General features: G+C 57.2%; 24 protein-coding genes. 19 read left to right on the forward strand and 5 right to left on the reverse strand.

The window, feature by feature from the left end; all coding sequences use genetic code 11:
- The first annotated feature begins 23 nt into the window (after positions 1-23).
- The 8 genes from argC to ilvN all read left to right on the forward strand — a co-directional run bounded on the left by argC (position 24) and on the right by ilvN (position 8632).
- Complete coding sequence (gene argC, locus C1A10_RS01195) at positions 24-1064, forward strand: N-acetyl-gamma-glutamyl-phosphate reductase (protein WP_101908486.1); 1041 nt, start codon at positions 24-26, stop codon at positions 1062-1064.
- Between the two features lie 28 nt (positions 1065-1092).
- The gene (gene argJ, locus C1A10_RS01200; RefSeq protein WP_101908981.1) at positions 1093-2313 is read left to right on the forward strand and encodes a bifunctional glutamate N-acetyltransferase/amino-acid acetyltransferase ArgJ; all 1221 of its coding nucleotides are present in this window, start codon (positions 1093-1095) and stop codon (positions 2311-2313) included.
- A 19-nt stretch (positions 2314-2332) separates the two neighbouring features.
- Positions 2333-3187 (forward strand): acetylglutamate kinase, encoded by an 855-nt coding sequence (gene argB / locus C1A10_RS01205; RefSeq protein WP_101908487.1) that lies wholly within the window; start codon positions 2333-2335, stop codon positions 3185-3187.
- Positions 3188-3225: 38 nt separating this feature from the next.
- Positions 3226-4389 (forward strand): aspartate aminotransferase family protein, encoded by a 1164-nt coding sequence (locus tag C1A10_RS01210; protein WP_101908488.1) that lies wholly within the window; start codon positions 3226-3228, stop codon positions 4387-4389.
- Positions 4386-5291: an ornithine carbamoyltransferase gene (gene argF, locus C1A10_RS01215; RefSeq protein WP_101908489.1), complete on the forward strand. Its 906-nt coding sequence runs from the start codon at positions 4386-4388 to the stop codon at positions 5289-5291. Before C1A10_RS01210 ends, argF begins: the two co-directional genes overlap by 4 nt.
- Before the next feature lie 139 nt (positions 5292-5430).
- Positions 5431-6471: an ABC transporter substrate-binding protein gene (locus C1A10_RS01220; protein WP_101908490.1), complete on the forward strand. Its 1041-nt coding sequence runs from the start codon at positions 5431-5433 to the stop codon at positions 6469-6471.
- Between the two features lie 29 nt (positions 6472-6500).
- The gene (gene ilvB, locus C1A10_RS01225) at positions 6501-8138 is read left to right on the forward strand and encodes a biosynthetic-type acetolactate synthase large subunit (RefSeq protein WP_242968798.1); all 1638 of its coding nucleotides are present in this window, start codon (positions 6501-6503) and stop codon (positions 8136-8138) included.
- Entirely contained in the window at positions 8135-8632 is a 498-nt protein-coding gene (gene ilvN / locus C1A10_RS01230; protein WP_101908491.1) for an acetolactate synthase small subunit, read from the forward strand. Before ilvB ends, ilvN begins: the two co-directional genes overlap by 4 nt.
- Positions 8633-8684: 52 nt before the next feature.
- Here the strand turns inward: ilvN and trmB are convergent, their stop codons facing one another.
- Together trmB and dusB are read right to left on the reverse strand one after the other, a co-directional pair.
- Positions 8685-9356 (reverse strand): tRNA (guanosine(46)-N7)-methyltransferase TrmB, encoded by a 672-nt coding sequence (trmB, locus tag C1A10_RS01235; RefSeq protein WP_101908492.1) that lies wholly within the window; start codon positions 9354-9356, stop codon positions 8685-8687.
- A 28-nt stretch (positions 9357-9384) separates the two neighbouring features.
- Positions 9385-10359, reverse strand: coding sequence for a tRNA dihydrouridine synthase DusB (dusB, locus tag C1A10_RS01240; RefSeq protein ID WP_101908493.1), 975 nt, complete (start codon positions 10357-10359; stop codon positions 9385-9387).
- A gap of 148 nt (positions 10360-10507) precedes the next feature.
- Here dusB and polA point away from each other — a divergent pair, with 148 nt between their 5' ends.
- From polA to C1A10_RS01260, 4 genes are all read left to right on the forward strand, one after another.
- Complete coding sequence (gene polA, locus C1A10_RS01245) at positions 10508-13084, forward strand: DNA polymerase I (RefSeq protein WP_101908494.1); 2577 nt, start codon at positions 10508-10510, stop codon at positions 13082-13084.
- Positions 13085-13100: 16 nt separating this feature from the next.
- A complete protein-coding gene (gene rimI, locus C1A10_RS01250) occupies positions 13101-13541 on the forward strand; it encodes a ribosomal protein S18-alanine N-acetyltransferase (RefSeq protein ID WP_242968799.1) in 441 nt (146 codons plus the stop codon).
- A gap of 43 nt (positions 13542-13584) precedes the next feature.
- On the forward strand, positions 13585-14598 hold the full coding sequence (gene tsaD, locus C1A10_RS01255) for a tRNA (adenosine(37)-N6)-threonylcarbamoyltransferase complex transferase subunit TsaD (RefSeq protein ID WP_101908495.1): 1014 nt from the start codon (positions 13585-13587) through the stop codon (positions 14596-14598).
- A gap of 339 nt (positions 14599-14937) precedes the next feature.
- Entirely contained in the window at positions 14938-16704 is a 1767-nt protein-coding gene (locus C1A10_RS01260) for a phosphoenolpyruvate carboxykinase (GTP) (protein ID WP_101908496.1), read from the forward strand.
- Positions 16705-16885: 181 nt separating this feature from the next.
- Here C1A10_RS01260 and C1A10_RS01265 read toward each other — a convergent pair whose 3' ends face one another.
- From C1A10_RS01265 to C1A10_RS01275, 3 genes are read right to left on the reverse strand one after another with little or no spacing between them, the layout of a single operon-like run.
- Positions 16886-17386, reverse strand: a complete 501-nt coding sequence (locus tag C1A10_RS01265; protein ID WP_101908497.1) for a shikimate kinase — start codon at positions 17384-17386, stop codon at positions 16886-16888.
- The gene (locus C1A10_RS01270) at positions 17383-18225 is read right to left on the reverse strand and encodes a shikimate dehydrogenase family protein (RefSeq protein WP_180950933.1); all 843 of its coding nucleotides are present in this window, start codon (positions 18223-18225) and stop codon (positions 17383-17385) included. Before C1A10_RS01270 ends, C1A10_RS01265 begins: the two co-directional genes overlap by 4 nt.
- Before the next feature lie 47 nt (positions 18226-18272).
- On the reverse strand, positions 18273-19205 hold the full coding sequence (locus C1A10_RS01275; RefSeq protein WP_101908499.1) for an ACP S-malonyltransferase: 933 nt from the start codon (positions 19203-19205) through the stop codon (positions 18273-18275).
- A 170-nt stretch (positions 19206-19375) separates the two neighbouring features.
- On the opposite strand from C1A10_RS01275, the gene C1A10_RS01280 reads away from it, so the two are divergent.
- The 7 genes from C1A10_RS01280 to accC all read left to right on the forward strand — a co-directional run bounded on the left by C1A10_RS01280 (position 19376) and on the right by accC (position 25787).
- On the forward strand, positions 19376-20368 hold the full coding sequence (locus C1A10_RS01280) for a beta-ketoacyl-ACP synthase III (RefSeq protein ID WP_101908500.1): 993 nt from the start codon (positions 19376-19378) through the stop codon (positions 20366-20368).
- A gap of 39 nt (positions 20369-20407) precedes the next feature.
- Positions 20408-21406, forward strand: a complete 999-nt coding sequence (locus C1A10_RS01285) for a nitronate monooxygenase (protein ID WP_101908984.1) — start codon at positions 20408-20410, stop codon at positions 21404-21406.
- Complete coding sequence (gene fabG / locus C1A10_RS01290) at positions 21399-22139, forward strand: 3-oxoacyl-[acyl-carrier-protein] reductase (protein ID WP_101908501.1); 741 nt, start codon at positions 21399-21401, stop codon at positions 22137-22139. The genes C1A10_RS01285 and fabG overlap by 8 nt, the downstream gene beginning before the upstream one ends.
- Positions 22140-22237: 98 nt before the next feature.
- Complete coding sequence (fabF, locus tag C1A10_RS01295) at positions 22238-23473, forward strand: beta-ketoacyl-ACP synthase II (protein WP_101908502.1); 1236 nt, start codon at positions 22238-22240, stop codon at positions 23471-23473.
- A gap of 14 nt (positions 23474-23487) precedes the next feature.
- Positions 23488-23949, forward strand: coding sequence for an acetyl-CoA carboxylase biotin carboxyl carrier protein (accB, locus tag C1A10_RS01300; protein ID WP_101908503.1), 462 nt, complete (start codon positions 23488-23490; stop codon positions 23947-23949).
- 10 nt (positions 23950-23959) lie between these two features.
- Complete coding sequence (gene fabZ / locus C1A10_RS01305) at positions 23960-24391, forward strand: 3-hydroxyacyl-ACP dehydratase FabZ (RefSeq protein WP_101908504.1); 432 nt, start codon at positions 23960-23962, stop codon at positions 24389-24391.
- 43 nt (positions 24392-24434) lie between these two features.
- Positions 24435-25787 (forward strand): acetyl-CoA carboxylase biotin carboxylase subunit, encoded by a 1353-nt coding sequence (accC, locus tag C1A10_RS01310; RefSeq protein ID WP_101908505.1) that lies wholly within the window; start codon positions 24435-24437, stop codon positions 25785-25787.
- The last annotated feature ends 18 nt before the right edge of the window (positions 25788-25805 follow it).

The following is a 25805-nucleotide window of genomic DNA, read 5'->3' on the forward strand; positions in this document are numbered from 1 at the left end:
GGCGAATTTGTGAGGTGTGTGAAATGAAACAAATCAAAGCGGGCGTAATCGGCGCGACCGGTTATGCGGGTCTGGAAATCGTCCGGCTGCTGCTGTCCCATCCCGACGTTGAGGTTTCGGCGGTCTCGTCCGTCAGCTTCGAGGGGCAGGCCATCAGCGAAATCTATCCCCAGCTGACGGGGCTGTTTGAACAAAAGCTCACCGACGACGCGGCGGTTGTGGATTCCTGCGACGTGGTGTTCGGCTCCCTGCCTCATGGGCTCTCCGAAAAAATCGCGCGCCGATGCTATGACGCAGGCAAGCTGTTTATTGACATGGGCGCGGATTTCCGCTTGAAAAAGGAATCGGACTACCAGACCTGGTACGGCGGGAACTACGAAGACATGGAACTGCACCGGAAAGCAGTCTATTCGATTCCGGAACTGCACCGTTCCCTCGTGAAAGGCGCGAAGCTGATTGCGAACCCGGGCTGCTATGTCACTTCCGTCTGTCTGGGGCTTGCGCCTGTGATGAAAGCCGGCGCGATCGACCCCGACACGCTTGTGATCGATTCCAAATCCGGGGTGACCGGGGCGGGACGCGGGCTCGCGCTGAATACCCACTATCCCGAATGCAACGAGGCGTTTTCGCCCTATAAAATTGCTTCCCACCGCCACACGCCGGAAATTGAACAGGTGCTGGGGGAGCTATCCGGAGAACAGGTTACGGTGACGTTTGTGCCGCACCTGCTCCCGGTGAACCGCGGAATTGTCTCCACCATGTACATGAAACTGCGGCTCGATTTCGATGAGGAAACGGTGCGTGCGCTGTATGAATCGTTTTATAGCGGGGAACAGTTTGTAAAGCTGCTGCCGAAGGGCGCGGCGGCGAACCTCAAGAACGTCAAATACAGCAACTACTGCCATATTTCCCTGCACACCGACGCGCGCACCGGCCGGCTGATTGTGGTTTCTACCCTTGACAACATGGTCAAGGGCGCCGCCGGTCAGGCGATTCAGAATATGAACCTTGCGCTCGGGCTGGAGGAATCCGCGGGGCTGGACCTTGTGCCGCCCGCATTTTAAAACCGGAATCAGGAAGGATGAAACGAATATGCCATATACGCTGATTGAGGGCGGCGTCTGCGCCCCGAAAGGCTTTCAGGCGGGAGCCGTACACTGCGGAATCCGCAAAAACCGCGAGAAAAAAGATCTGGCGCTGATTGTGAGCAGCACACCCTGCACAGCGGCGGCAGTTTATACGCAGAACAAGGTGAAGGGCGCACCGATCCTTGTCACAAAGGAGCATCTGGCCAACGGAACCGCCCGCGCGATCCTGTGCAATTCCGGCAACGCGAATACCTGCAACGCCGATGGGGAGTTCATCGCGCACGCCATGTGCGAGAGTGCGGCAAACGCCCTGCACATCAGCGAGGAGGATATCATCATTGCTTCCACCGGCGTGATCGGGCAGCCGCTGCCGCTCGACCCGATTACCGACGCAATGCCCGCGCTTACGGCGTCGCTGAGCGCTGACGGCAGCGAAAGCGCCGCCGAGGCGATCATGACCACCGATACCAGACTCAAGCAGGTCGCGGTCAAATTCCTGCTGGATGGAAAAGAATGCATTATCGGCGGAATCTCCAAAGGGAGCGGCATGATCCACCCCAACATGGCGACCATGCTCTGCTTTATCACCAGCGACGCGGCGATCTCCGCCGCGATGATTCAGAAAGCCTGCAAAGAGGTGGCCGACGAAACCTTCAATATGATTTCTGTGGACGGTGACACCTCAACCAACGACATGCTTTCCGTCATGGCGAACGGCCAGGCGGGAAACCTGCTGATTGAGAGTGAAACCGCCGATTATTATAAATTTGTCGGCGCGCTGATGACAGTCTGCCGCCAGCTTGCCAAAGAAATGGCGGCGGACGGCGAGGGCGCGACCAAGCTGTTGGAATGCTCTGTAACCGGCGCGCCCTCCAAGGAAACCGCGAAAAAGGTTGCGAAATCTGTGATCTGTTCCAGCCTCTTTAAGGCGGCAATGTTCGGCGCCGACGCCAACTGGGGGCGGGTACTCTGCGCCATCGGATATACCGACGCGGAATTTGAAATCGGGCGCGTTGGCGTTTCATTCAGCTCAAAGTCGGGCGAAATTCAGGTCTGCGAAAACGGGGCGGGGATTCCGTTCAGTGAGGAGCTTGCGAAAAAGATCCTCAGCGAATCCGAAATCCATATTGAAATCTGCATGGGGCAGGGCGGCGGAGCCGCTACGGCGTGGGGCTGCGACCTGACTTATGACTACGTGAAGATCAACGGCGATTACCGCACCTGATGAACGGGGGGAAACAGCAATGAAGATGGCAAATTCCGATAAGGCGCAGGTACTGGCCGAGGCGCTGCCCTATCTCCAGAAATACAACCATAAGGTGGTTGTCGTCAAATACGGCGGCAACGCCATGGTGAATGAAGAACTTAAGGAAGCGGTCATGAGCGATATTGTACTGCTGTCCCTTGTGGGCATCCGGATTGTGCTGGTGCACGGCGGCGGTCCCGAGATCACCGAAACACTTGCGGCGCTGGGCAAGGAAAGCCGCTTTGTGAACGGCCTGCGCTATACCGATGAGGAAACTGTCCGCGTGGTGCAGATGGTGCTTGCCGGAAAGACCAATAAGGACCTTGTGGGTCTTTTGCAGAAGAATAATGGGCGTGCGCTCGGACTTTGCGGGATTGACGGTAAGATGATCAAGGTCAAAAAGGTCAATGCCGATGTGGGATATGTCGGAGAAGTGACCGGTGTGGAGACCAAGCTGATCAATGACGCGCTGGACATGGGCTATATTCCCGTGATTGCCACGCTGGGCTGTGATGAAGACGGTACGGTCTATAACATCAACGCGGATGCCGCCGCCGCCCGCATCGCCGCGGAACTGCACGCCGAAAGCCTGATTCTGCTCACCGATATCCGGGGTCTGCTCACCGACAAAAACGATGAGTCGACGCTGATTTTCTCGGTGAACGCCAGCGGGGTGCCCGCGCTCATCCGGCAGGGCATTATTCAGGGCGGTATGATCCCGAAAGTGGACTGCTGCGTGGAAGCGGTACGGCGTGGCGTCCGGCAGGCGAATATTATTGACGGGCGGGTCCCGCATTCCATCCTGATCGAGCTTTTAACCGACGAAGGGATGGGAACCATGTTCCTCGGCTGATGCCGGGCGGGAACAACTGACAGAAAGAGGTGGATTTTATGGGATGGAAAGAGCTTGACCAGACCTATCTCGCGCACGCCTACGGCCGGTTCGATATGGAAGCCGCTAGCGGACAGGGCGCGGTCTGCAAGGACGCGGACGGCAGGGAATATATTGATTTCACCTCCGGCATCGGCGTCAATTCGCTGGGCTGGTGTGACGGCGACTGGGCGGCGGCGGTTGGAAAACAGGCCGCGACGCTTCAGCATATGTGCAACCTTTACTACACCGAGCCGATGGCGAAGCTGGGCAAAACCCTCTGCGAACGCACCGGTATGAAAAAGGTGTTTCTGTGCAATTCCGGCGCGGAAGCCAACGAGGGAATCATTAAAACCGCGCGCAAATACAGCTTTGACCATTACGGAAAGGGCAGGCATACCATTCTTTCGCTGAACAACAGCTTTCACGGGCGCACGATTACCACCCTTTCCGCTACCGGTCAGGACGCGTTCCACCAATACTTTGACCCGTTTACCGAGGGCTTCCGGTTCATCGACGCCAATGATCTCAACGGGCTGAAAAAGGCGGCGGACGAAACCGTCTGCGGCATTCTGATTGAGCTGGTGCAGGGCGAGGGCGGTGTGGTGCCGCTGGAACCGGATTTTGTGGACGGGATTGCCCGTATCTGCGCAGAAAAGGATATCCTGCTGATGGTGGATGAGGTGCAGACCGGAATGGGACGCACCGGGAAGCTGCTCTGCTGCGAGCATTACGGCATCCAGCCCGACCTGCTCAGCCTGGCGAAGGGACTGGGCGGCGGCCTGCCGATCGGTGCCGCGCTGATGGGCGGAAAGTGCGCCGACACGCTGCGCCCCGGCGACCACGGAACCACCTTCGGCGGGAACCCGGTGGTCTGCGCCGGCGCGAACGTGGTGCTGGAAAAACTGACCGGAGAACTGCTTGACGAGGTCGCCGCCAAGGGCGATTATATCACGGAACGGCTGCTGAAAATGCCGGGGGTGAAGAGCGTCGAGGGCAGAGGACTGATGCTCGGCATCACACTGGACAAGGGCGACAGCAAAAAACTGGCCGCGCAGTGTCTGGAGTACGGCCTGCTGATTCTCACCGCGAAAGCGAAACTGCGGATGCTCCCGCCGCTTACAATTTCCCATGCCGAAATTGACAGGGGACTCAAACTACTGAATGAGGTGTTAAGCTTATGAACCATCTGCTCAAACTGCTCGACCTGACTCCGGAGGAAATCATCGAACTGCTCAATCTGGGCGATCAGCTCAAATATGAGCAAAAGCATGGAATCCGCCACCATCTGCTCGAAGGCCAGACGCTCGGCATGATCTTCCAGAAGGCTTCCACCCGCACAAGGGTCTCCTTTGAGGTGGGCATGAGCCAGCTCGGCGGCGACGCGCTCTTCCTTTCCAACCGCGACCTGCAGATCGGGCGCGGAGAGCCGGTGCAGGATACCGCGCGCGTGCTTTCCCGCTATCTCGACGGCATCATGATCCGTACCTTTGCCCAGCAGGAGGTCGACGATCTTGCGGAATACGGTTCTATCCCCATCATCAACGGCCTGACCGATTTCAGCCATCCCTGCCAGGTGCTTGCCGACCTGATGACGGTACGTGAACACAAAGGGCGTCTGGACGGCGTGAAGATGTGCTACATCGGCGACGGCAACAACATGGCAAACTCGCTGATCGTTGGAGGCCTGAAAACCGGCATGAAGGTTTCGGTCGCGACGCCTGACGATTACCGCCCCGACCCTGTGGTGCTGGAATTCGCCAAAGGCTACGGCAGCTTCAGGCTGACCGACAACATCCTTGAGGCCGCCGCGGACGCGGATGTCCTGTTCACCGATGTCTGGGCTTCCATGGGCCAGGAGGGCGAGGCGGAAATCCGCAGAAAGGCCTTCGCGGGCTATCAGATCAACGAGGAGCTGCTGAAAAACGCGGCCCCCGACGCGATGGTCCAGCACTGCCTGCCCGCCCACCGGGGGGAGGAAATTTCCGAGGAAACATTTGAAAAACATGCGGATGAGATCTTTGACGAAGCCGAGAACAGGCTGCATGCCCAGAAGGCCGTCATGGTGAAACTGATGAAAAAATAACTGCCGCTGGGGCGGCAAACGGGAACGCTATGCAAAGAGCGTTCCCGTTTTTTGTTCTGCCCCGCAGATTGACACGTTTCCCGCGATGGGATAAAATAGTGCTATCAGTTAAAAAAAGTGACGCCGAAAGGACAGAATCATGAAAAGACGTTTGACAGCCCTGCTGCTGGCGGGACTGATGATCTTTATGGTAACAGCCTGCAAGAAAGGCAAGGATACGGAGCCGTCCTCTTCCGAGGAAGTCAAAGACCCCAACTGGCCGGTTGCCGTCGGCGACATCCGCGTGGCGGAAAAACCGGATTCGATGGTATCGCTGTCGCCCGCACTGACGGAAATTCTCTGTGAGCTGGGCGGGGAAGGGCAGCTGACGGGTGTCAGCGATTACTGCGATTATCCTGATTCGGTGCGGGATCTGGAGCGTTGCGGGACCAGCCAGCTTCCGAACATGAAAGCCATTGAGAAGCTTTCCCCGCAGGTGGTGTTTTCCTCTTCCGCGCTGTCGCAGGAGGATACGGTGAAGCTCCAGCAGATGGGCGCGGAAGTGGTGGTGCTCCCCCATGCGGACAGCGTGGATGCGCTTGAGGAACTCTATGTGGCGGCGGGTACGATCATTGGCGGCATGGTGGACGGCGAAGAAAACGGGGAAGAGACCTTTGCCCCTCTGCGCAGAAAGTATGAGGCTATAACTGCCGCCGCAGAGACGGTGGAGAAGAAGCTCTCCGGTATTTATCTGCGGTCAGCACCGCTGATGATGGCGACCGGCGATACTTTTGAAGGGGAGCTTCTGGAGAAAATCGGCATCCAGAACGACGCGGCGGACGATACCGGCTGGGAGTACCCCGCGGATAAGGCAAAAGACCTCTATCCCGATATTATCTTTTACGACAAATCGATTGATGCGCAGTATTTAAAAGATAATCAGGTTTACAATACCACCGACGCGGTCAAAAATGAACGCTGCTATGAGGTGGATGCCACCGCGTTTGAACGGCAGAGCGCCCGCATGTTTGACGAACTGGAAACCATGTTCCGGGAAGCCTATCCGGACGTGGAAATCAGTACGGCAGAGCCGGAATCCGGGCAGGAATCCTCTTCCGAGCGGGATGAGGACGAATCCAAACCTTCCTCTTCGGACGATGAGGGGATGCTGAGCCTCGATGATGCCACAAAAGTAAACTGATCGTTCATTAACATGGGTGGGGAAGTGAAATGATGATGACTGGTGCGCAGGCAATGGTAAAATGTCTGGAAGCGGAACGGGTTTCCCTGCTGTTTGGCTATCCCGGCGCGGCAATCTGCCCGTTCTATGACAGCCTTGCGGAGTCCTCTATCCGGCATATCCTGCCCCGTAATGAACAGAACGCCGGACACGCTGCGTCAGGCTATGCGCGGATGACCGGGAAACCGGCGGTCTGCGTGGCGACCTCCGGCCCCGGCGCGACGAACCTATTCACCGCGATTGCAACCGCCTATATGGACAGTATCCCGCTGGTCGTGATTACCGGACAGGTATCGTCCGAGCTGCTGGGGCGGGATGTGTTTCAGGAGGTTGACACCACCGGCGCGGCGGAGCCGTTTACCAAATACAGCTATCTTGTCAAGGATGCGGCGGAGATTCCCCGCGTGTTTAAAGAGGCGTTTTATATCGCGTCCACCGGGCGCAAGGGCCCTGTGCTGATTGATATGCCGGTGGATATCCAGCGGCAGCTTCTGGAATTCCGTTATCCGGAAAAAGTGGACATCCGCGGCTATAAGCCCTGCAGCAAGGGGCACCCGATGCAGATCCGGCGGGTGGCGGAAGCAATCAAGACCGCGAAGCGCCCCCTGCTTTGTGTCGGGGGCGGCGTATTCGCGGCAGGGGCGCAGGACGCGGTGCGCACACTGTGTGAACAGTGCAGTCTGCCGGTTGTTGCGACGATGATGGGGCTTGGTGTTCTGCCTACCGGCCATCCCCTTTATATTGGCATGCTCGGACAGAGCGGCAGCGAGGCGGCAAACCGCGCGGTGGAACAGAGCGATCTGCTGATTCTCATCGGCGCACGCGCGGGTGACCGGGCTGTCGCATCTCCGCAGACACTTGAAGCGATGACCACTGTGGTGCATATTGACATTGACGCCGCGGAAATCGGCAAAAATCTGGGAACCACGATTCCTTTGGTGGGAGACGCGGCCCGTGTGGCCGAACAGCTTGTCGAACAGCATCCCGTGGGGGAGTGGCGAAAATGGCTGGAGTGGCTGGAAGCCCGCCGGGCGGAGGCCAGACGGCCCGATGCGCCCGTAAAGGACGGCTATATCGACCCGAACGCGTTTATCCGTCTGCTTTCCGAGCGGATGGAGGACGACGCGATCTATGTTTCCGATGTGGGTGAAAACCAGATCTGGTCGGCAAGGAACGTCAGAATCCGCAGCGGGCGGTTTCTGACGACGGGCGGCATGGGCACCATGGGCTATGCGCTGCCCGCTTCGATCGGCGCGAAGCTGGCCGCGCCGGAAAAACAGGTGGTCACCGTCTGCGGGGACGGCGCGTTTCAGATGGCGATGATGGAGCTTGCGACCGCCAACCAGCATCATGTGCCGGTCAAGCTTGTAGTGATGCAGAACGGCTGTCTCGGACTGGTACGTGAAATCCAGCAGAACCAGTACCGGGGACGGGAGGTCGCGGTCTGCCTGGACGGCAGCCCCGACATCTCCGGCATCGCGGCGGCTTATGGCATCCCCTCTGCGCGGATTCGCTCGATGGACGAAGCGGAGCAGGCGATTGACACCCTGCTGGACGGGGAACGCTCATTTGTGCTGGTCTGCATGGTAGACCCCCGCGAAGGAACCGGACAGGAGGCAGCGGTATGAGACGGATTATGTCGGTACTGGTGGAAAACAAGGCGGGCGTCCTTGCAAGGACTTCCGGCCTGTTCGCGCGCCGCGGCTTTAATATTGAAAGCCTTGCGGTGGGCGAGACGGAGGACCCCACCGTTTCCCGTATGACGATCGTGGTCAACGGGGACGAGCGGATGATTGAGCAGGTGGAAAAGCAGCTCAACAAGCAGATCGATGTCATCAAAGTGAAGACGCTGGAGATCGACACCTCGACAAGGCGGGAACTGGTGCTCATCAAAATCAACGCCGCCCAGCAGAACCGCGGAGAAATTATTGACATCTGCCAGATTATGAAAGCGAAGATTGTGGATATGTCCCACACGACGCTGACGGTGGAATTGTGCGACCGGCCGGAACGATGCAACCTGTTGCTGGAGATGCTCACTTCCTACGGCGTCGCGGAGCTTGCGCGCACCGGCATGGTGGCGCTGCAAAAGGGATCGGAAGCGATTGCGTTGAAAAAGTAAAACAGACACAAAAGGGCGCGGGATATTTCCCGCGCCCTTTTGTGTCTGTTTTTTAGTTTTGTTCCGCCGGTTTTTTTGCCCGGATCGCATAGATCGGCTGCCCCAGTTCGGAAAAATAGGCTTCATATTCCGTGATGATGTTGTCCATGGCATATTCGCTGTTATGAAGGTCACGGGTCACGAAATAGGGCGGCATCGCTGCCTCGAATTCAAATGTGGAAAAGTGAAACAGGTTGTAGTTGTCGGTTTTGAACCACAGTTCGCCGCCGTCCGCCAGCAGGGTTTTATAGAGTTCCAGCCGCACGCGGTAGGTCAGGCGGCGCTTGAACTGGCGGTGTTTGTGCCAGGGGTCGCAGAAGTTGATATAAATCTGCATAAGCTCGCCCTTTTCAATCAGCAGCGGCAGCAGTTCCGCGTCACAGAGCATAAACCGGACATTTTGCAGCCCAAGCTCCACCGCCCGTTCGGCGGCGACCACCGCGACGTTTTCCTCCCGCTCAAGAGCCAGAAAATTGACGCTGGGGTTGCGGGAAGCGAGCTCACAGATAAACTGTCCTTTGCCGCAGCCGATTTCCAGGTGGAGCGGCGCGGAGGGATTGGGGAACGCATCCCTGATATGGCCTTTGAGGGCGGGGATTTCTTTCGGGTCCGTTGGGACCGGAAGGATCACGGAAGCGCAGCGGGACAGCCGCGGTACCAGGTTTGGTTTTTTACGTGGACGCATGGAAAAGACCTCCCATATTCAGCGTTGATCAGCATTGTTCAGGATTCGCGGCAAGCACGTCCGCGGCAAGCCGTTCGGCGTCCGCATAGGTGCAGAGCTCCCCGCTCTGCTTGCGGAAAGCGGGCGCGCCGCGCATGCCCTTCATATACCAGGCCGCGTGCTTGCGTACTTCCCGCATACCCTGCCGCTCGCCTTTGTATTCGCAGACCAGGCGGATGTGGCGCAGCATGACCGCCATCCGTTCGGGAAGGGTGGGAACCGGGACCGATTCTCCGCAGGTCAGATAGCGGGCAACCTGCTCGAACAGCCATGGGCTGCCGAGCGCTCCGCGGCCGATCATCACGAGATCACATTTCGTATATTCGTACATGTTTATTACGGATTGGACATCGACACAATCGCCATTTCCAATCACGGGAATCGAAACCGCCTGCTTCACGGCGGCGATGATGTCGAGATCCACCGGCGGCTGGTAAAACTGCTGGCGGGTGCGTCCGTGGACGGTGAGGGCGGCCGCGCCGCTTTGTTCCATCATGCGGGCAAATTCCACAGCGTTGACGTTTTCATCGTCCCAGCCTTTGCGGAATTTCACCGTGACAGGCAGAGGGACTGCTTTCACCACCGCCTCGGTGATTTTTCCGGCGAGGACAGGGTTTTTCATCAGCGCCGAACCGCCGCCGTTCCCGGCGATTTTCGGCGCTGGGCAGCCCATATTCAGATCAATGACGTCCGGCTGAAAGTCCAGCGCTTTTATCGCCGCTTCCGCCAGAATTTCCGGTTCGTCGCCGAACAGCTGCACGGCAATGGGACGTTCCGCGTCTGTAACGCCCAGCAGGGCGGCGGTTTTCCGGTCGGAAAAATGCATGCCCTTTGCCGATGCCATTTCGCCCACCATATAGGCGGCGCCGAAGCTTTTGCAGATTTCGCGAAACGCGCGGTCGGTAACGCCCGCCATCGGGGCGAGCGCGGCGGTGCGGGGGAGTTCAAGATTTCCCAGTTTCATGGGCGCCTCCAAGAAAATTTAAAAATTGCACACTATATACTATCAGAAATTTGACTGTAAGGCAATGTTTTGTGTTATAATGTCGTATGTATAAGAATTTTCAGATTGATTTTGCGCCAAATGGATGGCGTTCAGATAGGAGACGCATATGAAACTTCTGGCGATTGACGGCAACAGTATTTTGAACCGCGCTTTTTACGGAATCAAAACACTGACGACGAAGGACGGCGAATTCACAAACGGAATCTATGGGTTTTTAAGCATCCTGCTTAAACTGCTGGATGAGGTGCGGCCGGATGCGGTTGCCTGTGCGTTCGACCTGCGGGCGCCCACCTTCCGCCACAAGATGTATGACGGATATAAAGCACAGCGCAAAGGGATGCCGGAGGAACTTGCCTCCCAGCTTCAGCCGCTCAAAGACCTGCTGATGGCGCTGGGCTATCAGATTGTTACCTGTGAGGGCTATGAGGCGGACGATATTCTCGGCACGCTGGCGAAATCCTCCGCAGATTCGGGGAATGAGTGCGTCATCGCAACGGGGGACCGCGACAGCCTGCAGCTGGTGGGCGGCGCGGTCAGCGTGCGGCTAGCAACCACCAAAGCGGGACAGCCGGCGTCCACGCTGTTTGATGTGGATGCCGTAAAGGAAAAATACGGGGTCACGCCCGAGCAGCTCATTGATGTAAAAGCGCTGATGGGAGACGCGTCCGACAATATTCCCGGCGTGGCGGGAATCGGGGAAAAGACCGCGCTCGACCTGATAATGCGCTTTCACGATCTGGATGCGATTTACGCGCAGCTTGATACCCTCGACATCAAACCGGGTGTACGCACGAAATTGCAAAACGGCAGGGAAATGGCCTATATGAGCCGCGACCTGGCGCGCATCTGCTGCGCTGTGCCGGTTGAAACCGATGTGGCAAGCTATCTGCCGAAACCTGCCGACCAGCAGGCCGCCGCCAATCTGTTCGCGCGGTTTGAAATGTTTACCATGCAGAACAAGTGGGGCATCACCGCGCAGGCCGCCGCCGCACCCAAAACGGCGCAGTCCCCCGGCAAATCGCTCCGGATTGTTTGCGATGGAATCCGGCCGGAGGATTTTGCGGGGCAGCCGGTGGATGTTGTCTGCGATTTTTCGGCGGACAGTGAGCTTTCGGGTGCGGCTGCCGCGGCGGACGGAACCCTTTTGCTGCTGGACGGAGAGGCCGCACGCCGGCTGTTGGTTTCCGCCGTCCGTCTGCGGGTATGGAGCAGTAAACCGCTCTATAAGTATGCGTATAAAAATCAGATAACGATACAAAACGTTGCGTTTGATGGGGAGCTGGCGGCATATCTCCTAAGCCCTACCAGCGCGGCCTATGAGATGGAGCAGCTCGCGGCGCAGTATGAAGTTGCCCCATGCGCGCTGGAAGGCGAGGTTCCTGAGCGCTATGCGTCCCTTGCGGCGCGGGGCGCGCTGCTGACGCCGCTGTTCGATAAACTGACCGATTTAATTGCCGGGGCCGAACAGGATCATCTCCTTTTCGAGATCGAACAGCCGCTGGCGAGGGTGCTCGCTTCCATGGAGCACGAAGGCTTTGCGCTGGATACCGATGCACTGCGGGAATACGGGGTTGATCTGGACAAGCGTCTGGAGGAACTGCAGGACGGCATTTATCAGATGGCGGGGCATGAATTCAACATCAATTCGCCCAAACAGCTGGGGGATGTCCTGTTCGTGGATTTGATGCTCCCCGCGAAGAAAAAGACTAAAAGCGGCTATTCCACCAATGCGGATGTCCTCGAATCCCTACGCGGAAAGCATCCGATCATCGAGTCGATTCTGGAATACCGTAAGCTGGCCAAGCTGAAATCTACCTATGTGGACGGGCTGATCAAAGTAGTGGATGCGGACGGTCGGGTGCGTTCCACCTTCCAGCAGACTGAAACCCGAACAGGCCGCATCAGCTCGACAGAACCAAACCTCCAGAATATCCCGATTCGGACCAAAGAGGGCAGCCGGCTGCGCCGGTTTTTCCGCGCGCGCCCCGGCTGGAAGCTGCTGGACGCCGACTATTCGCAGATTGAACTGCGGGTTCTGGCAGACCTTGCGGACGATCAGAATATGATTGCGGCATTCCGGAACGGGGAGGATATCCACACTACCACGGCGGCGCAGGTGTTCGGGATGCCGGAGCTGATGGTCACGCCGCTCATGCGCTCCCGCGCGAAGGCGGTCAATTTCGGTATTGTCTACGGCATCGGCGCGTTTTCCCTGTCGCAGGATATCGGCGTTTCCGTCGCAGAGGCGGACAGCTATATCAAGAACTATCTGGCGCACTATGCGGGGGTCAAACGCTATATGGAAGAGACCATCCGGCTGGCGCGTGAAAACGGATACGTCACGACGAAGTTCGGCCGCAGACGCTACCTGCCGGAGCTTGCCGCATCGAACAAGGTGACGCAGGCGTTCGGGGAACGGGTCGCGCGCAATACGCCGATTCAGGGCACCGCGGCGGATATTATTAAAATCGCGATGGTGCGCGTGTTTGAACGGCTGGAAAAGGAACATCTGAAAGCGAAGCTGATTCTGCAGGTGCACGACGAACTGCTGGTGGAGGCTCCGCAGGAGGAGGCCGCGATGGCCGCCATCATCCTGCAGGAGGAGATGGAGCACGCGATTTCCCTGAAGGTACCGCTGGAGGCGGATGTCAATATGGGTGAAAACTGGCTGGAGGCAAAATAACGATCAGGTGGTTAACATGACAATTGCAGTGATGACGATGGAAGATGTGCCGGAGGTTGCGGCGCTGGAAAGGCAATGCTTCTCCCAGCCGTGGAGCGCGCAGGTTCTGGAGGCCGAACTCCGGAATCCGAACTCCGTGTTTCTGGCGGCAAAAGAGGCTGGCCGGCTGGCCGGATATGCGGGGATGCACCGGGTGATGGACGAGGGCTACCTGTTTAATGTCGCGGTGGACAGCGGATTTCGGCGGCGGGGAATCGCAACGGCGCTGGTGGAAAAGCTGGTGGAGTTTGCAAAGGAAAAACGGATGGGATTTCTGACGCTGGAAGTACGGGAAGGAAACGCCACCGCGATTGCGCTTTACAAAAAATTGGGGTTTGGCGAAGTAGGGCGGCGGAAACGGTTCTATGTGAACCCGGTGGAAGACGCCGTGCTGATGACAAAATTTATCCAGAGATAGACAGCCGGGAGGATAATCCGGCGGGATAGCGGGGAACATAGTGATGAAAATTCTTGCAATCGAAAGCTCCTGCGACGAGACCGCGGCGGCGGTCGTTGAGGATGGGCGGAAGGTCTGCTCGTCCGTGATCAATACGCAGGTTGCGGAGCACAGAAAATATGGCGGCGTCGTGCCGGAAATCGCTTCGCGCAGGCATACGGAAAATATTGTGCAGGTGGTGCAGGGCGCGCTGGACGAGGCGGGCTGTGCGCTTGGCGATGTGGACGCGGTCGCGGTCACGGCGGCTCCGGGGCTGATCGGGGCGCTGCTGGTCGGGGTTAATTATGCCAAGGGGCTGGCAATGGCCGCGCATAAGCCGCTGATTCCGGTGCATCATATTCGCGGACACATCGCGGCGAATTACCTGGCGCACCCTGATCTGAAGCCTCCTTTTTTATGCTTGGTAGTGTCCGGAGGACACAGCCATATTGTGGAGGTGCGGGATTATACAGACTATCACGTGCTCGGGCGTACCCGGGATGACGCGGCCGGCGAGGCGTTCGACAAATCCGCGCGCGCGATGGGGTTCCCCTATCCGGGCGGCGTGTCGATTGACCGTGCGGCTCAAAAAGGCGACGACAGAATGTATAAGCTGCCCAAGCCCCGTGTGGAGGGTTCGCTCTACGATTTCAGCTTTTCGGGGTTAAAGACGGCTGTCATCAATCTGCTGCACAACACCGAACAGAAAGGCGAAAGCATTGATACCGACTCATTGGCGGCATCGTTCCAGCGCACGATCTGTGAAATCCTTGTAGACCACCTGGAGGCTGCGGCCCGCGACTTGGGATGCAGAACCATCGCGGCTGCGGGAGGCGTTTCGGCTAACAGCGGCCTGCGCAGGCGGCTGGAGGAGATGTGCGCGAGCAACGGATATGAGCTGTTTCTGCCGCCGCTTGCCCTTTGCGGAGACAATGCCGCAATGATCGGCGCACAGGCCTATTATGAGCAGCTGAAATACCCGCCTGCGGGCCTTGACCTCAATGCCGCGGCATCCAAAGATATTGAAACGCAATTTTAGCATCGCCTGCGCAGGAAAACGCAGGAAATCAGAATGAAATCCTGCATTTTTTTGCGAACGAAACTATATTGGCAGGAAAAATGGAAGTAAATTTGCCTGAAACCAGAAACATTTATAATGAACGAAGCAAGATGGCAAACTGTATTTGCAGGAGGGCGGTCCGCATCATTCAAAAATTGATGGAATTTTAACAAAAAAAGGATTGCATTTTTACAAAATATCCGTTATAATGTTATTTGTGAAAAATTTCGACTAACTTCCGGCAGAAAAGGAAGCAATTGGATTTTTTCGTCTATTTGTTTTATCTTAAATTTCAATATACTGAGAGGAGTAAACAAGATGACCAACAACAAGAACGTCCTCAGCTGGATTGAGGAAATGAAAGCGCTTGTCAAACCCGATAAAGTTGTCTGGATTGACGGCAGCGAAGCTCAGCTGAAAGAACTTCGCAACCTTTCTATTTCCACCGGCGAAATGGAAGAACTCAACGAGGAACTGCTCCCCGGCTGCCTGATTCACAGAACCGCAATCAACGACGTTGCCCGTGTGGAAGGAAGAACCTATATCTGCTCCAGAAAGAAGGAAGATGCAGGCCCGACCAATAACTGGGAAGACCCACAGGTGATGTACAGCAAGCTGCGCACACTGTTTGACGGCTGCATGAAGGGCAGAACCATGTATATTATCCCTTACTGCATGGGCCCGATCGGTTCTCCGTTCTCCAAAGTGGGCGTTGAGCTGACCGATTCCACCTATGTTGTTCTGAACATGGATATCATGACCAGAATGGGCCAGGCTGCTTTCGACCAGCTGGGCGACACTTCCAATGATTTTGTCCGCGGCCTGCACTCCAAAGCAAAGCTGGAGGAAGAAAACAGATACATTGTCCACTTCCCTGAGGACAACACCATCTGGTCTGTCAACTCCGGCTACGGCGGCAACGTTCTGCTCGGCAAAAAGTGCTTTGCACTCCGTATCGCTTCCTATCAGGCGAAGAACGAGGGCTGGATGGCAGAGCATATGCTCATTCTAGGCCTTGAAAATCCGAAAGGCGAAGTCAAATATGTCTGCGCTGCATTCCCATCCGCCTGCGGCAAGACCAATCTGGCCATGCTGATTCCCCCGAAGCATTTCCAGGAACTGGGCTACAAGGTCTGGACGGTCGGCGACGATATCGCATGGCTGCGCATCGGACCGGACGGCAGACTCTGGGCTATCAACCCCGAGAACGGCTTCTTCGGTGTTGCGCCGGGAACCAATGTCAAGTCCAACCCCAACGCGCTGGAATCCACCAAGAAGAACACCATCTTCACCAATGTTGTGCATAATCTGGATAACAACACCGTTTGGTGGGAGGGTCTTGATAAGAACCCGCCTAAGAACGCGCTCAACTGGAAGGGCGAAAAATGGGATTGCACCGATGGCTCCAAGGGCGCTCATCCGAACTCCCGCTTCACCGCTCCGGCAATCAACTGCCCCTGCATTTCCTCTGAGTTTGCCAATCCTCAGGGCGTGCCTATTTCCGCAATCATCTTCGGCGGCCGCCGTGCGAAGACCGCTCCGCTGGTTTACCAGTCCAGAGACTGGCAGCATGGCGTGTTCGTAGGCTCCACCATGGCTTCCGAGACCACCGCTGCCGCCGCCGGCGCTGTCGGTGTTGTCCGCCGCGACCCGATGGCAATGCTGCCGTTCTGCGGTTACCATATGGGCGACTATTTTGCACACTGGCTTGAGATGGGCGAAAAACTGGGCGATAAAGCTCCGAAGATCTTCAACGTCAACTGGTTCCGCACCGACGACGAAGGCCACTTTATCTGGCCGGGCTTCGGCGACAACATGCGTGTCCTGAACTGGATTGTCAACCGCTGCGAAGGCAAGGCCGACGCGGTGGAGACCCCGATCGGTTACGAGCCGAAGCCGGAGGATATCGACCTTGACGGACTCGACATCGATCTGGGAACCCTGAAGGGCCTGTTGAATGTCGACAAGGATCTTTGGAAAGAAGAAGCCAAGGGCATCCACGAATTCTATGCCAAGTTTGGCGACAAGCTGCCGAAGAAACTCTCCGAGGAGCTTACCAAACTGGAAGCAAACCTGAACAAGTAATCCTATGCTGAGAGAATACCGCGTGTTCAACCCGTGGCGCGGCGTTGCCGTGGTGGCACTGGTCACCGCAGCCGCCGTGATTGCGGCTTTATATGGCGTCATGGCTGTATTGATTCTCAACAAGGAACATCAATAAGGAAAAGGCATCCCGTTTTCGCGGGATGCCTTTTCCTCTACAGTCTTATGAAAGGTTTAGCATTGTGATGATCGCCTGAGCCGCCTCGTCGGCCGGCAGTGATCCGTCCACTCGGAACGTGGACGCGGAAAGATAGGCGGCGCGCCTCTGATCGAACAGGCCGCGGAGCTGTTCCTGCGTTGTGGAGCACACAATGGGGCGGCCGCTGTCTTTAATACGGCCATAGCAGACCTCAAAAGGCGTGTCCAGAAAAATAACGGTATCAAGAGGGTCGATTGCTTCCATGTTGCGCGCGAAGGTCAGCGCACCTCCACCGGTGGATACCACACAGTTGATCCGCTTTGCCAGTCCCGCTACTGCCTGATGCTCAAGATCGCGGAAATAATCTTCGCCGAACCGGGAAAAAATGTCAGGAATAGATAGTCCCGCTGTCTGCTCCAGTTCTGTATCGAGGTCTATGTACTCCATCGAAAGCAGTCGTGCCAGACGGAACCCTATGGTGGTTTTTCCACAGCCCATAAAGCCGCAGAGAATCAGATTTTTCATTGGGCGTCTTCCTTCGCAGCTAGAATTTCATTCATTTGCGCAATGATTCCTGCCATCTGTGCATCCTCATAATGGCTGCCGTTCCAGATTTCATGGGCAGCCGCGGCCTGCCAGACCAGCATGTCCATTCCGCCGGCAACCCGGCAGCCGGCCAGACGGGCTTCTTTCAGCAGCCTGGTTTCCGCCGGGTTGTAGATGCAGTCGAAAACAGCGTCGGTACCGCTGAAGATTGCTGCGGTCACAGGCGAAACCCCTGTGTTGGGAGACATGCCGACAGGGGTGGCGTTGATTACCAGCCCGTAAGGGCCGCCCGGCCGGTCAATGTCGCAGACTGTAATTTCACAGCCCAGCTTTTCCCTGATCTCACGGGCCAGCCCGTTCGCTTTTTCCCTGCCGCTTTTCCGGACGGCCACAGTAACCTGCGCGCCCTGACGCGCGCTTTCAATGGCGAACATCCGCCCGACGCCGCCTGCGCCCAAAACGCAGACGGAGGTCTTGAGTGAAAAATGATGCGCGGACATGGTGCGTAGAAAACCCGTGCAGTCGGTGTTGTAGCCGATGAGAATCCCGTCCCTGCAGCTGACGGTGTTTACCGAGCCGTACAGCAGTGCGCCGCCCGCGAGCTCTTCCAGCGCGGGGATAACGGCTTGCTTATAGGGAATGGTGACGTTGAATCCGGCGAGCCTTTTCAGATCGGGCAGATGGGCATCCAGCTCCCCGGGAGGAAAAGAGTCCAGCCTGTAGTCGGCCTCAATACCGTCCAGGGCAAAGAGCGCACGGTGGATTTCGGGGGAAAGGCTGTGCCCAAGCGGGTAACCGATTAACTCATACTGCTGCATATGTATGCTCCTTTTGATTCCTGCCTTCTGTCGGACGGAGCAGGAATTCATTCGTTCTGCGCGAAAGCGGCGCGGGCCTTTTCCAACGTTTTCAGGTTTTCCACATTGTAAGCCTCCGCCTGTTCAAAACTGCGCTTGACCAGTGTGGCAAGCACCTTGTTGGGGCCAAGCTCGACAAAACGGGTGATTCCGTCGCCCAGCATGACGGAAACCTCTTCATGAAAGCGTACCGGCGATACAAGGTGCCGCGCCAGATAAGCGGGCAGATCGGTTCCAGGTTCCAGGAGTTTTCCGGTGACGTTGGAATAAAACGGCTTTTCCGGCGCGGAGATCGGGATACCCGCCATACGCTCCTTTAATTCCTCGGCGGCGGAAGCCATCATTCTGGAATGGAACGCGCTGGAGACAGCCAGCTTAACCGCTTTTTTCGCGCCTTTTGCAAGCAGGGCGTCAGCGGCCTTCTGCGCGGCTTCCACTTCCCCCGCGATAACAGTCTGGTTCAGGCTGTTGTAATTGACCGGCAGGACATAGCCTTCCGTCTCCGCGCAGACCTGCGCGACGGTGGCTTCGTCGCTGCCGAGAATGGCAAACATGCTCCCGGGGTTTTCGTCGGCTGCACGCTGCATGGCGGCGGCTCTCGCGCTGATCACACGAAACCCGTTTTCCAGCGAAAAAGCCCCCGCTGCGGTCAGCGCCGCATATTCGCCCAGCGAGTGCCCGGCGAAGGCGCCCGGTTCACAGAATTCCAGTGCCGCATAATAGGCGGCCATTGATACGGCGAAAATAGCGGGCTGAGAAACTCCGGTGGGTGCCAGATCAGCATCGGAGCCTTCAAAGGAACTCTTTGCGAGGTCAAAGCCCAGAATATCGCTGCCGCACTCATAAACACGCCTTGCAGAGGTGAACTGATCGAAGAGTTCTTTCCCCATGCCGGCATACTGCGAGCCCTGGCCGCTGCACAAAAAGGCTGTTTTTTTCATTTTTGATCCTCATTTCAAAATTATTCATAAATTTATAGTTGACAACCTAGACGATTTAACGGTATTATAATCGTAAATATAACAATTGTTACATTTTTTACTTGCTTCAGTATACCACAGAAACATTTGGCCTTGCAAGCAAAAAATGCCATACAGGTCAGGAGTTGCGCATGACAGGAATCAGCATACTGGGAACAGGGCGGTATCTGCCCGACAGAGTTGTGTCCAATGAGGAGTTTACAGCTTTCATTGAAACATCGGATGAATGGATTTCCACCCGGACGGGAATCTCCAAACGGCATTTTGCCGACGGGGAAACCACTTGGCGCATGGGCGCATACGCGGCGCAGGCGGCGCTTGACAAAGCGGGTGTCAAAGCGGAAGAGATTGACTTGATTATCGGCACAACCGTAACGGCGGACTACCAGACGCCATCTATGGCGTGCGTGGTACAGCACGCAATCGGCGCGTCCCACGCGTACTGCTTTGACATAAACGCGGCTTGCAGCGGTTTTGTCTACGCACTTGATCTTGCCCGGAACCAGTTGGTTTGCGGCGGTGCCAAAACAGCGCTGGTTGTCAGCTCGGAGATGCTCTCCCGTCTGACCGATTTTGCCGACAGGACCACCTGTGTCCTTTTCGGTGACGGCGCCGGGGCTTGTGTCGTGCGCGCCGAAGAAAAACGGTACGCCTCATGCCTGGGGTCGGACGGTTCCGGATACGGCCTGATCTTCTGTAAAAACCCGCCGCCGGCTTCGCCGTTCAGCGCTATGCCGGAGGAATTGAACGACATCAGCTCGACCGATATCAAGCCGGGGCATCTCTGGCAGAACGGGCGGGAAGTTTATAAGTTCGCTACCAAAACCATGCCGGAGGCGGTTCATAATGCCTGTGTCAAAGCGGGCGTCAAAGAAGAAGATCTTGCTTATATTATACCGCATCAGGCAAACGCCCGCATCGTGCAGGCGGCCATGAAGAATATTGGTATGCCGATGGAAAAAGCATGGCTCACCATCGCGCATACCGGCAACACCTCGTCCGCCAGCATCCCCATTGCGCTGGACGAACTGGCGGAAAGCGGAAAGCTGAAACGCGGGGACCTGCTCTGTGCGGTCGGGTTCGGCGCCGGACTGACTTACGGCGCGGCAGTCTTTGAATGGTAAACAATACTGACAAAAACCGGTTGGGAGGATTTAAGGATGATCAAAACAAAACTGACCGAGCTGCTGGGCATTGAGTATCCGGTGATACAGGGCGGTATGGCATGGGTCGCGGATGCAAAACTGGCGGCGGCGGTTTCCGAGGCCGGCGGACTCGGGCTGATCGGGGCAGCAAACGCGCCCGGTGAAGTGGTGGAAAACTGGATCCGCGAAGCGAAGTCCCTGACAAAGAAACCGTTCGGCGTCAACATTATGCTAATGAGCCCTTATGCGGACGACATTGCCCGCATCTGTGTGGAGCAGGGTGTGAAAGTGATTACGACCGGGGCGGGCAACCCTGGAAAATATATGGATATGTGGAAGGCTGCCGGCATCAAGGTGATTCCCGTGGTGCCGTCGGCGGCGCTTGCGAAGCGCATGGAGCGCGCAGGCGCGGACGCTGTGATTGCTGAGGGGACCGAATCGGGAGGGCATATCGGCGAGCTGACCACAATGGCGCTGATTCCGCAGGTGGCGGACGCGGTTTCCATTCCGGTTATCGCGGCGGGCGGCATTGCCGACGCGCGCGGCGTTGCGGCGGCGATCGCGCCGGGCATTGCCGACGCGCGCGGCGTTGCGGCGGCGATCGCGCTGGGAGCCTGCGGGGTGCAATGCGGGACCATCTTCGTCTGTGCAGACGAAAGCCCGGCGCATGACAACTTCAAACGGATGATCGTCGAAGCGAAGGATACCGATACGGTGGTGACCGGGCGTGCAAGCGGCGCTCCCGTCCGCTGCCTCAAGAATAAACTCACCCGTAGCCTGCTGAAACTGGAGCATGAGGAAGAGCTCGACCGCGAGGCGTACGAGGCCCGCACCGTGGGTTCCCTGCGCAAAGCGGTTGTCGAAGGGGACGAGGACAACGGGACCTTTATGGCGGGACAGATCGCAGGACTCGTGTGCCAGATCGCACCGGCAGCGGTCATCATTGAGAAACTGATGAAGGACAGCGAGGCCCTGCTCAAAAATCTTTTGCAGGAAAGGGGCGTTACGATTGCGTAAGGTGGCTTTGGTAACCGGGGCAAAACAGGGAATCGGCCGTGCAATCGCGATTGCGCTGGCAAAGGACGGCTTTGATGTTGCAATCAACTGCCGCAATGAGAATTCTGTTCCCGCGGCGCGCGAAGTTGCCGCAGAATGTATGAAGTACGGCGTGGATGCCGACTGCTTCACAGCGGATGTCTCCAGCCTGGGCGAGTGCGACGAGATGGTACGTAAGGTTGTAACACAGTTTACCCGCATCGACGTGCTGGTCAACAACGCAGGAATCACCCGCGACGGGCTAATCGCCCGCATGAGCGAGGAGCAGTATGACGATGTCATTGCCGCGAACCAGAAAAGCGTTTTCAATATGATGCGTCTGGTAACCCCCATCATGATGAAGCAGCGGGAAGGGCGCATCATCAACATCACCTCCGTGGTAGGGCTTTACGGAAATCCCGGACAGCTCAACTACGCCGCCTCCAAGGCTGCAATTGTGGGTATGACCTATGCGGCGGCGAAAGAGCTGGGTGGACGGAACATCACGGTTAACGCGGTTGCGCCGGGCTGTATCGGCACAGAGATGACCGAGAAGCTGCCTGAAAAGGTGAAGGAAAGCATGCTGGCCGCAATCCCGCTCAGGCGTGTGGGCAGGCCGGAGGATGTGGCGGATGCAGTCTGCTTCCTCGCGGGCGACAGAGCCGGCTATATCACCGGGCAGGTGCTCAGCGTTGACGGCGGCATTATCATGTAACAATGTCATTGGATATACACATATCCCGATGCCGCTGGGCGACGGGAAAGCGATCCGCCGCAGAGCGGATAGATCAAGATATAGGGAGATTACACGATATGAAACGAGTCGTCATCACCTCGGCAGGCGCTGTGACGCCGGTCGGACTGAATACACAAACCCTCTGGGAGAGCATTGTGCAGGGGCGGCATGGCTTTGCGCCGATTACTTCGTTTGACGCCTCCCGGCTGGAGGTAAAATGCGCCGCCGAAATAAAGGACTGGGATCCCGCGGCTATGGGACTGAATAAGAAGGAAGCGCGCCGGATGGACCGTTACACCCAGTTTGCAATGGCGGCAGCCAAAGAACTGATGGAGCATGCGGGCGATCTCTCCGGGATAGACCCGTTCCGTGCGGGCGTCATCGTGGGAAGCGGCATCGGCGGATTCGACACAACCGTGTCTGAGCATGCGAAATTTATGGAAAAAGGCCCGGACAGGGTATCTGTTTTTCTGGTGCCGATGATGATTTCCAATATGGCAGCCGGACAGATTGCGATCGAATACGGCTTTAAGGGCGACAATTTCTCCATCGTTACCGCCTGCTCCACGGGAGGCAACTGTATCGGCGAGGCTTATCGCAAGATCAAGCACGGCTATCTCGATCTCGTAATCGCCGGCGGGGCGGAAGCGGCGATCAATGAATTTGCGATTGCCGGCTTCCAGAATATGAACACGCTGACAAAATCCACCGACTGCGACAGGCTTTCCATCCCGTTTGACAAGGAACGCAGCGGGTTTGTCATGGGCGAAGGCGCGGGGCTTGTGCTGCTCGAAGAATACGAGCATGCCAAACGGCGCGGCGCGCGGGTCATCGCGGAAGTGGCGGGCTATGGCGCGACCGACGACGCGCACCACATCACCGGCCCGTCCCCGGACGGAGAAGGCGCGGGGCACGCGATGATCAACGCCATGGCAGAGGCGGGCATCGCCCCCGGGCAGGTAGGGTACATTAACGCCCACGGCACTTCGACCCCGCTTAATGAAAAATGTGAAACCGCGGCGGTCAAATATGCGTTTGGAGACCATGCCTATCATCTGGCGGTCAGTTCCACGAAGTCCATGACCGGCCATATGCTGGGGGCCGCGGGCGGCGTGGAGGCGATTATCACCGCGTTTGCGCTGAAGGACGGTATCCTGCCTCCGACTGCCGGTTACCGAGTGCCGGATGAGGACTGCGACCTTGACTATGTGACGGAGGGCGCGCGAAAGGCGGACATCCAATACGCAATTTCCAATTCTATGGGTTTCGGCGGGCATAACGCGTCGCTGCTGCTGAAAAAATTTGAAGGCTGATAGGAGGAGCGTTCATGGGTAGAGAATTCGATATGGAACAGATTCAGGCGCTGATGAAAAGCGTGGCCGAGAATAAGATCGGGGAGCTTTGCCTGGAATGCGAGGGCTTCAAGCTGAAGATCAAAGGGCAGTGCGCGGCGTCTCAGGCAGCCACACAAATCCCCGCGCAGGCGGCGGCCATCGCCGTAACGGCGGACAGCGCCGCTGCCGCGGCAGCCGGGACGATCGCAAGCCATGCAAAGGCAAACTATCTGACCTCCCCGATTGTGGGAACGTTTTACGCGGCCAGCGCTCCTGACAAAAAGCCGTTTGTCAGCCCGGGATGCCGGATTGCAAAGGGAGCCACCGCGTTTATTGTGGAATCCATGAAGGTCATGAACGAGGTGCCCGCGGAAATGGATGGGATCGTCGCCGAAATCCTGGTCAAGGACGGCGAAGCGGTCGAATACGGCCAGCCGATTATTCGGCTGGAGTAAGGAGACGGAAATGCCGCTTTTTAATAAAGAACAGATTATGGAGATTATCCCGCACCGCGACCCGTTCCTTCTGATTGACGAGGTTGAGGAGATGGAGCCGGGAAAACGCGTTGTGGCGAATAAGTATATCGCCCCGGATTCCTTTTGGTTCCGGGGCCATTTCCCGGAACATCCGGTAACGCCCGGCGTGCTCACGATTGAGATGCTCGCGCAGGCGGGCGCAGTCTGTGTGCTGTCCCTGCCGGAAAACAAGGGAAAGCTGGCCTTTTTCGCGAAGATTGACAAGGCGAAATTTCGCCGACCGGTTCTGCCGGGCGACACTGTGCGTCTGGAAGTGGAGATGCTCAAGCTGCGCGGCAGCTTCGGCGTGGGCAGCGCAAAGGCCACCGTCGGGGGAGAACTGGCTGCGGAGGCCGAAATCACGTTCGCGCTGTCGAAATAAGATCGCGGATACCGCTTTGAATTTATATAAATGAGGGAAAGCCATGTTTTCAAAAGTTCTGATTGCCAACCGCGGCGAAATCGCGGTGCGTATCATCCGCGCGTGCCGTGAAATGGGGCTGCGCACGGTTGCGGTCTGTTCCATCGCGGATAAAGCCGCGCTTCATGCGCAGATTGCGGATGAGTGCGTCTGCATCGGCCCCGCTCCCTCCAAAGACAGTTATCTGAATATGCATGCCATTCTCGCGGCCTGCGAGCAGACCGGCGCGGACGCCATTCATCCGGGATTCGGTTTCCTTTCGGAAAATGCGCGGTTCGCGCGGCTTTGCAGTGCCTGCGGCGTCAAATTCATTGGTCCCAGGCCGGAATCCATCGAACTGCTGGGGGATAAGGCTCAGGCCAAGGCGACCATGAGAAATGCCGGCGTGCCTGTCATCCCCGGCTCAGACGGCGTTGTGGCCGATGAGAAAAAGGCGGCGGAAATCGCCGCTTCCATCGGCTATCCGGTCATGGTAAAGGCAACCGCGGGCGGCGGCGGCCGCGGTATCCGCATTGCGCGGACTCCGGAGGAACTGGAAACGGCGTTTACAGCCGCGCGGCAGGAAGCGATTGCCTGCTTCGGGGACGGAAGCATTTATCTGGAAAAGTTCCTGCAGAACCCCCGCCATATCGAAATTCAGGTGCTGGCGGATGAGCGCGGCAATGTCATTCATCTGGGCGAGCGGGATTGCTCCGTGCAGCGCCGCAACCAGAAAATGATTGAGGAGGCGCCGTCCCCCGCGCCGGTTATGAATCCGGAACTGCGCGGGCGGATGGGTGAAGCGGCCAAGGCCGCCGTGCGCGCCGCCGGCTATCAGAATGCCGGGACGATTGAATTCCTTGTGGATGGGGACGGAAGATTCTACTTTATGGAGATGAATACCCGGATTCAGGTGGAGCATCCGATTACCGAACTGGTGACCGATGTAGATATTGTGAAAAATCAGCTGAGCATTGCGCAGGGCGAGCCGCTGAAGCTTTGCCAGGACGATATTGTTTTGCGCGGACATGCGATTGAATGCCGCATCAATGCCGAAAATCCAGCGCTCAACTTCCGCCCCTCCCCGGGGGTCATCCGGGCGCTCTATATGCCGGGCGGCCCGGGAGTACGCATTGACAGCGCGGTTTATGCGGGTTATACGATATCGCCGTATTATGACTCGATGATTGCGAAACTTATTGTGTTCGCGCCTACCAGACGCGAGGCAATTATGAAGATGCGCTGGGCGCTGGCGGAATTTCTGGTGGAAGGTGTGGACACCAATATCGATTTTCAGCTTTCCCTGCTGCACAATCCCGATTTCGAGGCGGGCAGCTATGATATCGGTTTTCTGGACCGTCTGATGAAACAGGAGTGAAACGCGCATAAACAGGGA

The sequence above is a fragment of the Marasmitruncus massiliensis genome (assembly GCF_900186535.1).
GTDB classification, from domain to species: Bacteria; Bacillota; Clostridia; order Oscillospirales; family Ruminococcaceae; genus Anaerotruncus; species Anaerotruncus massiliensis_A.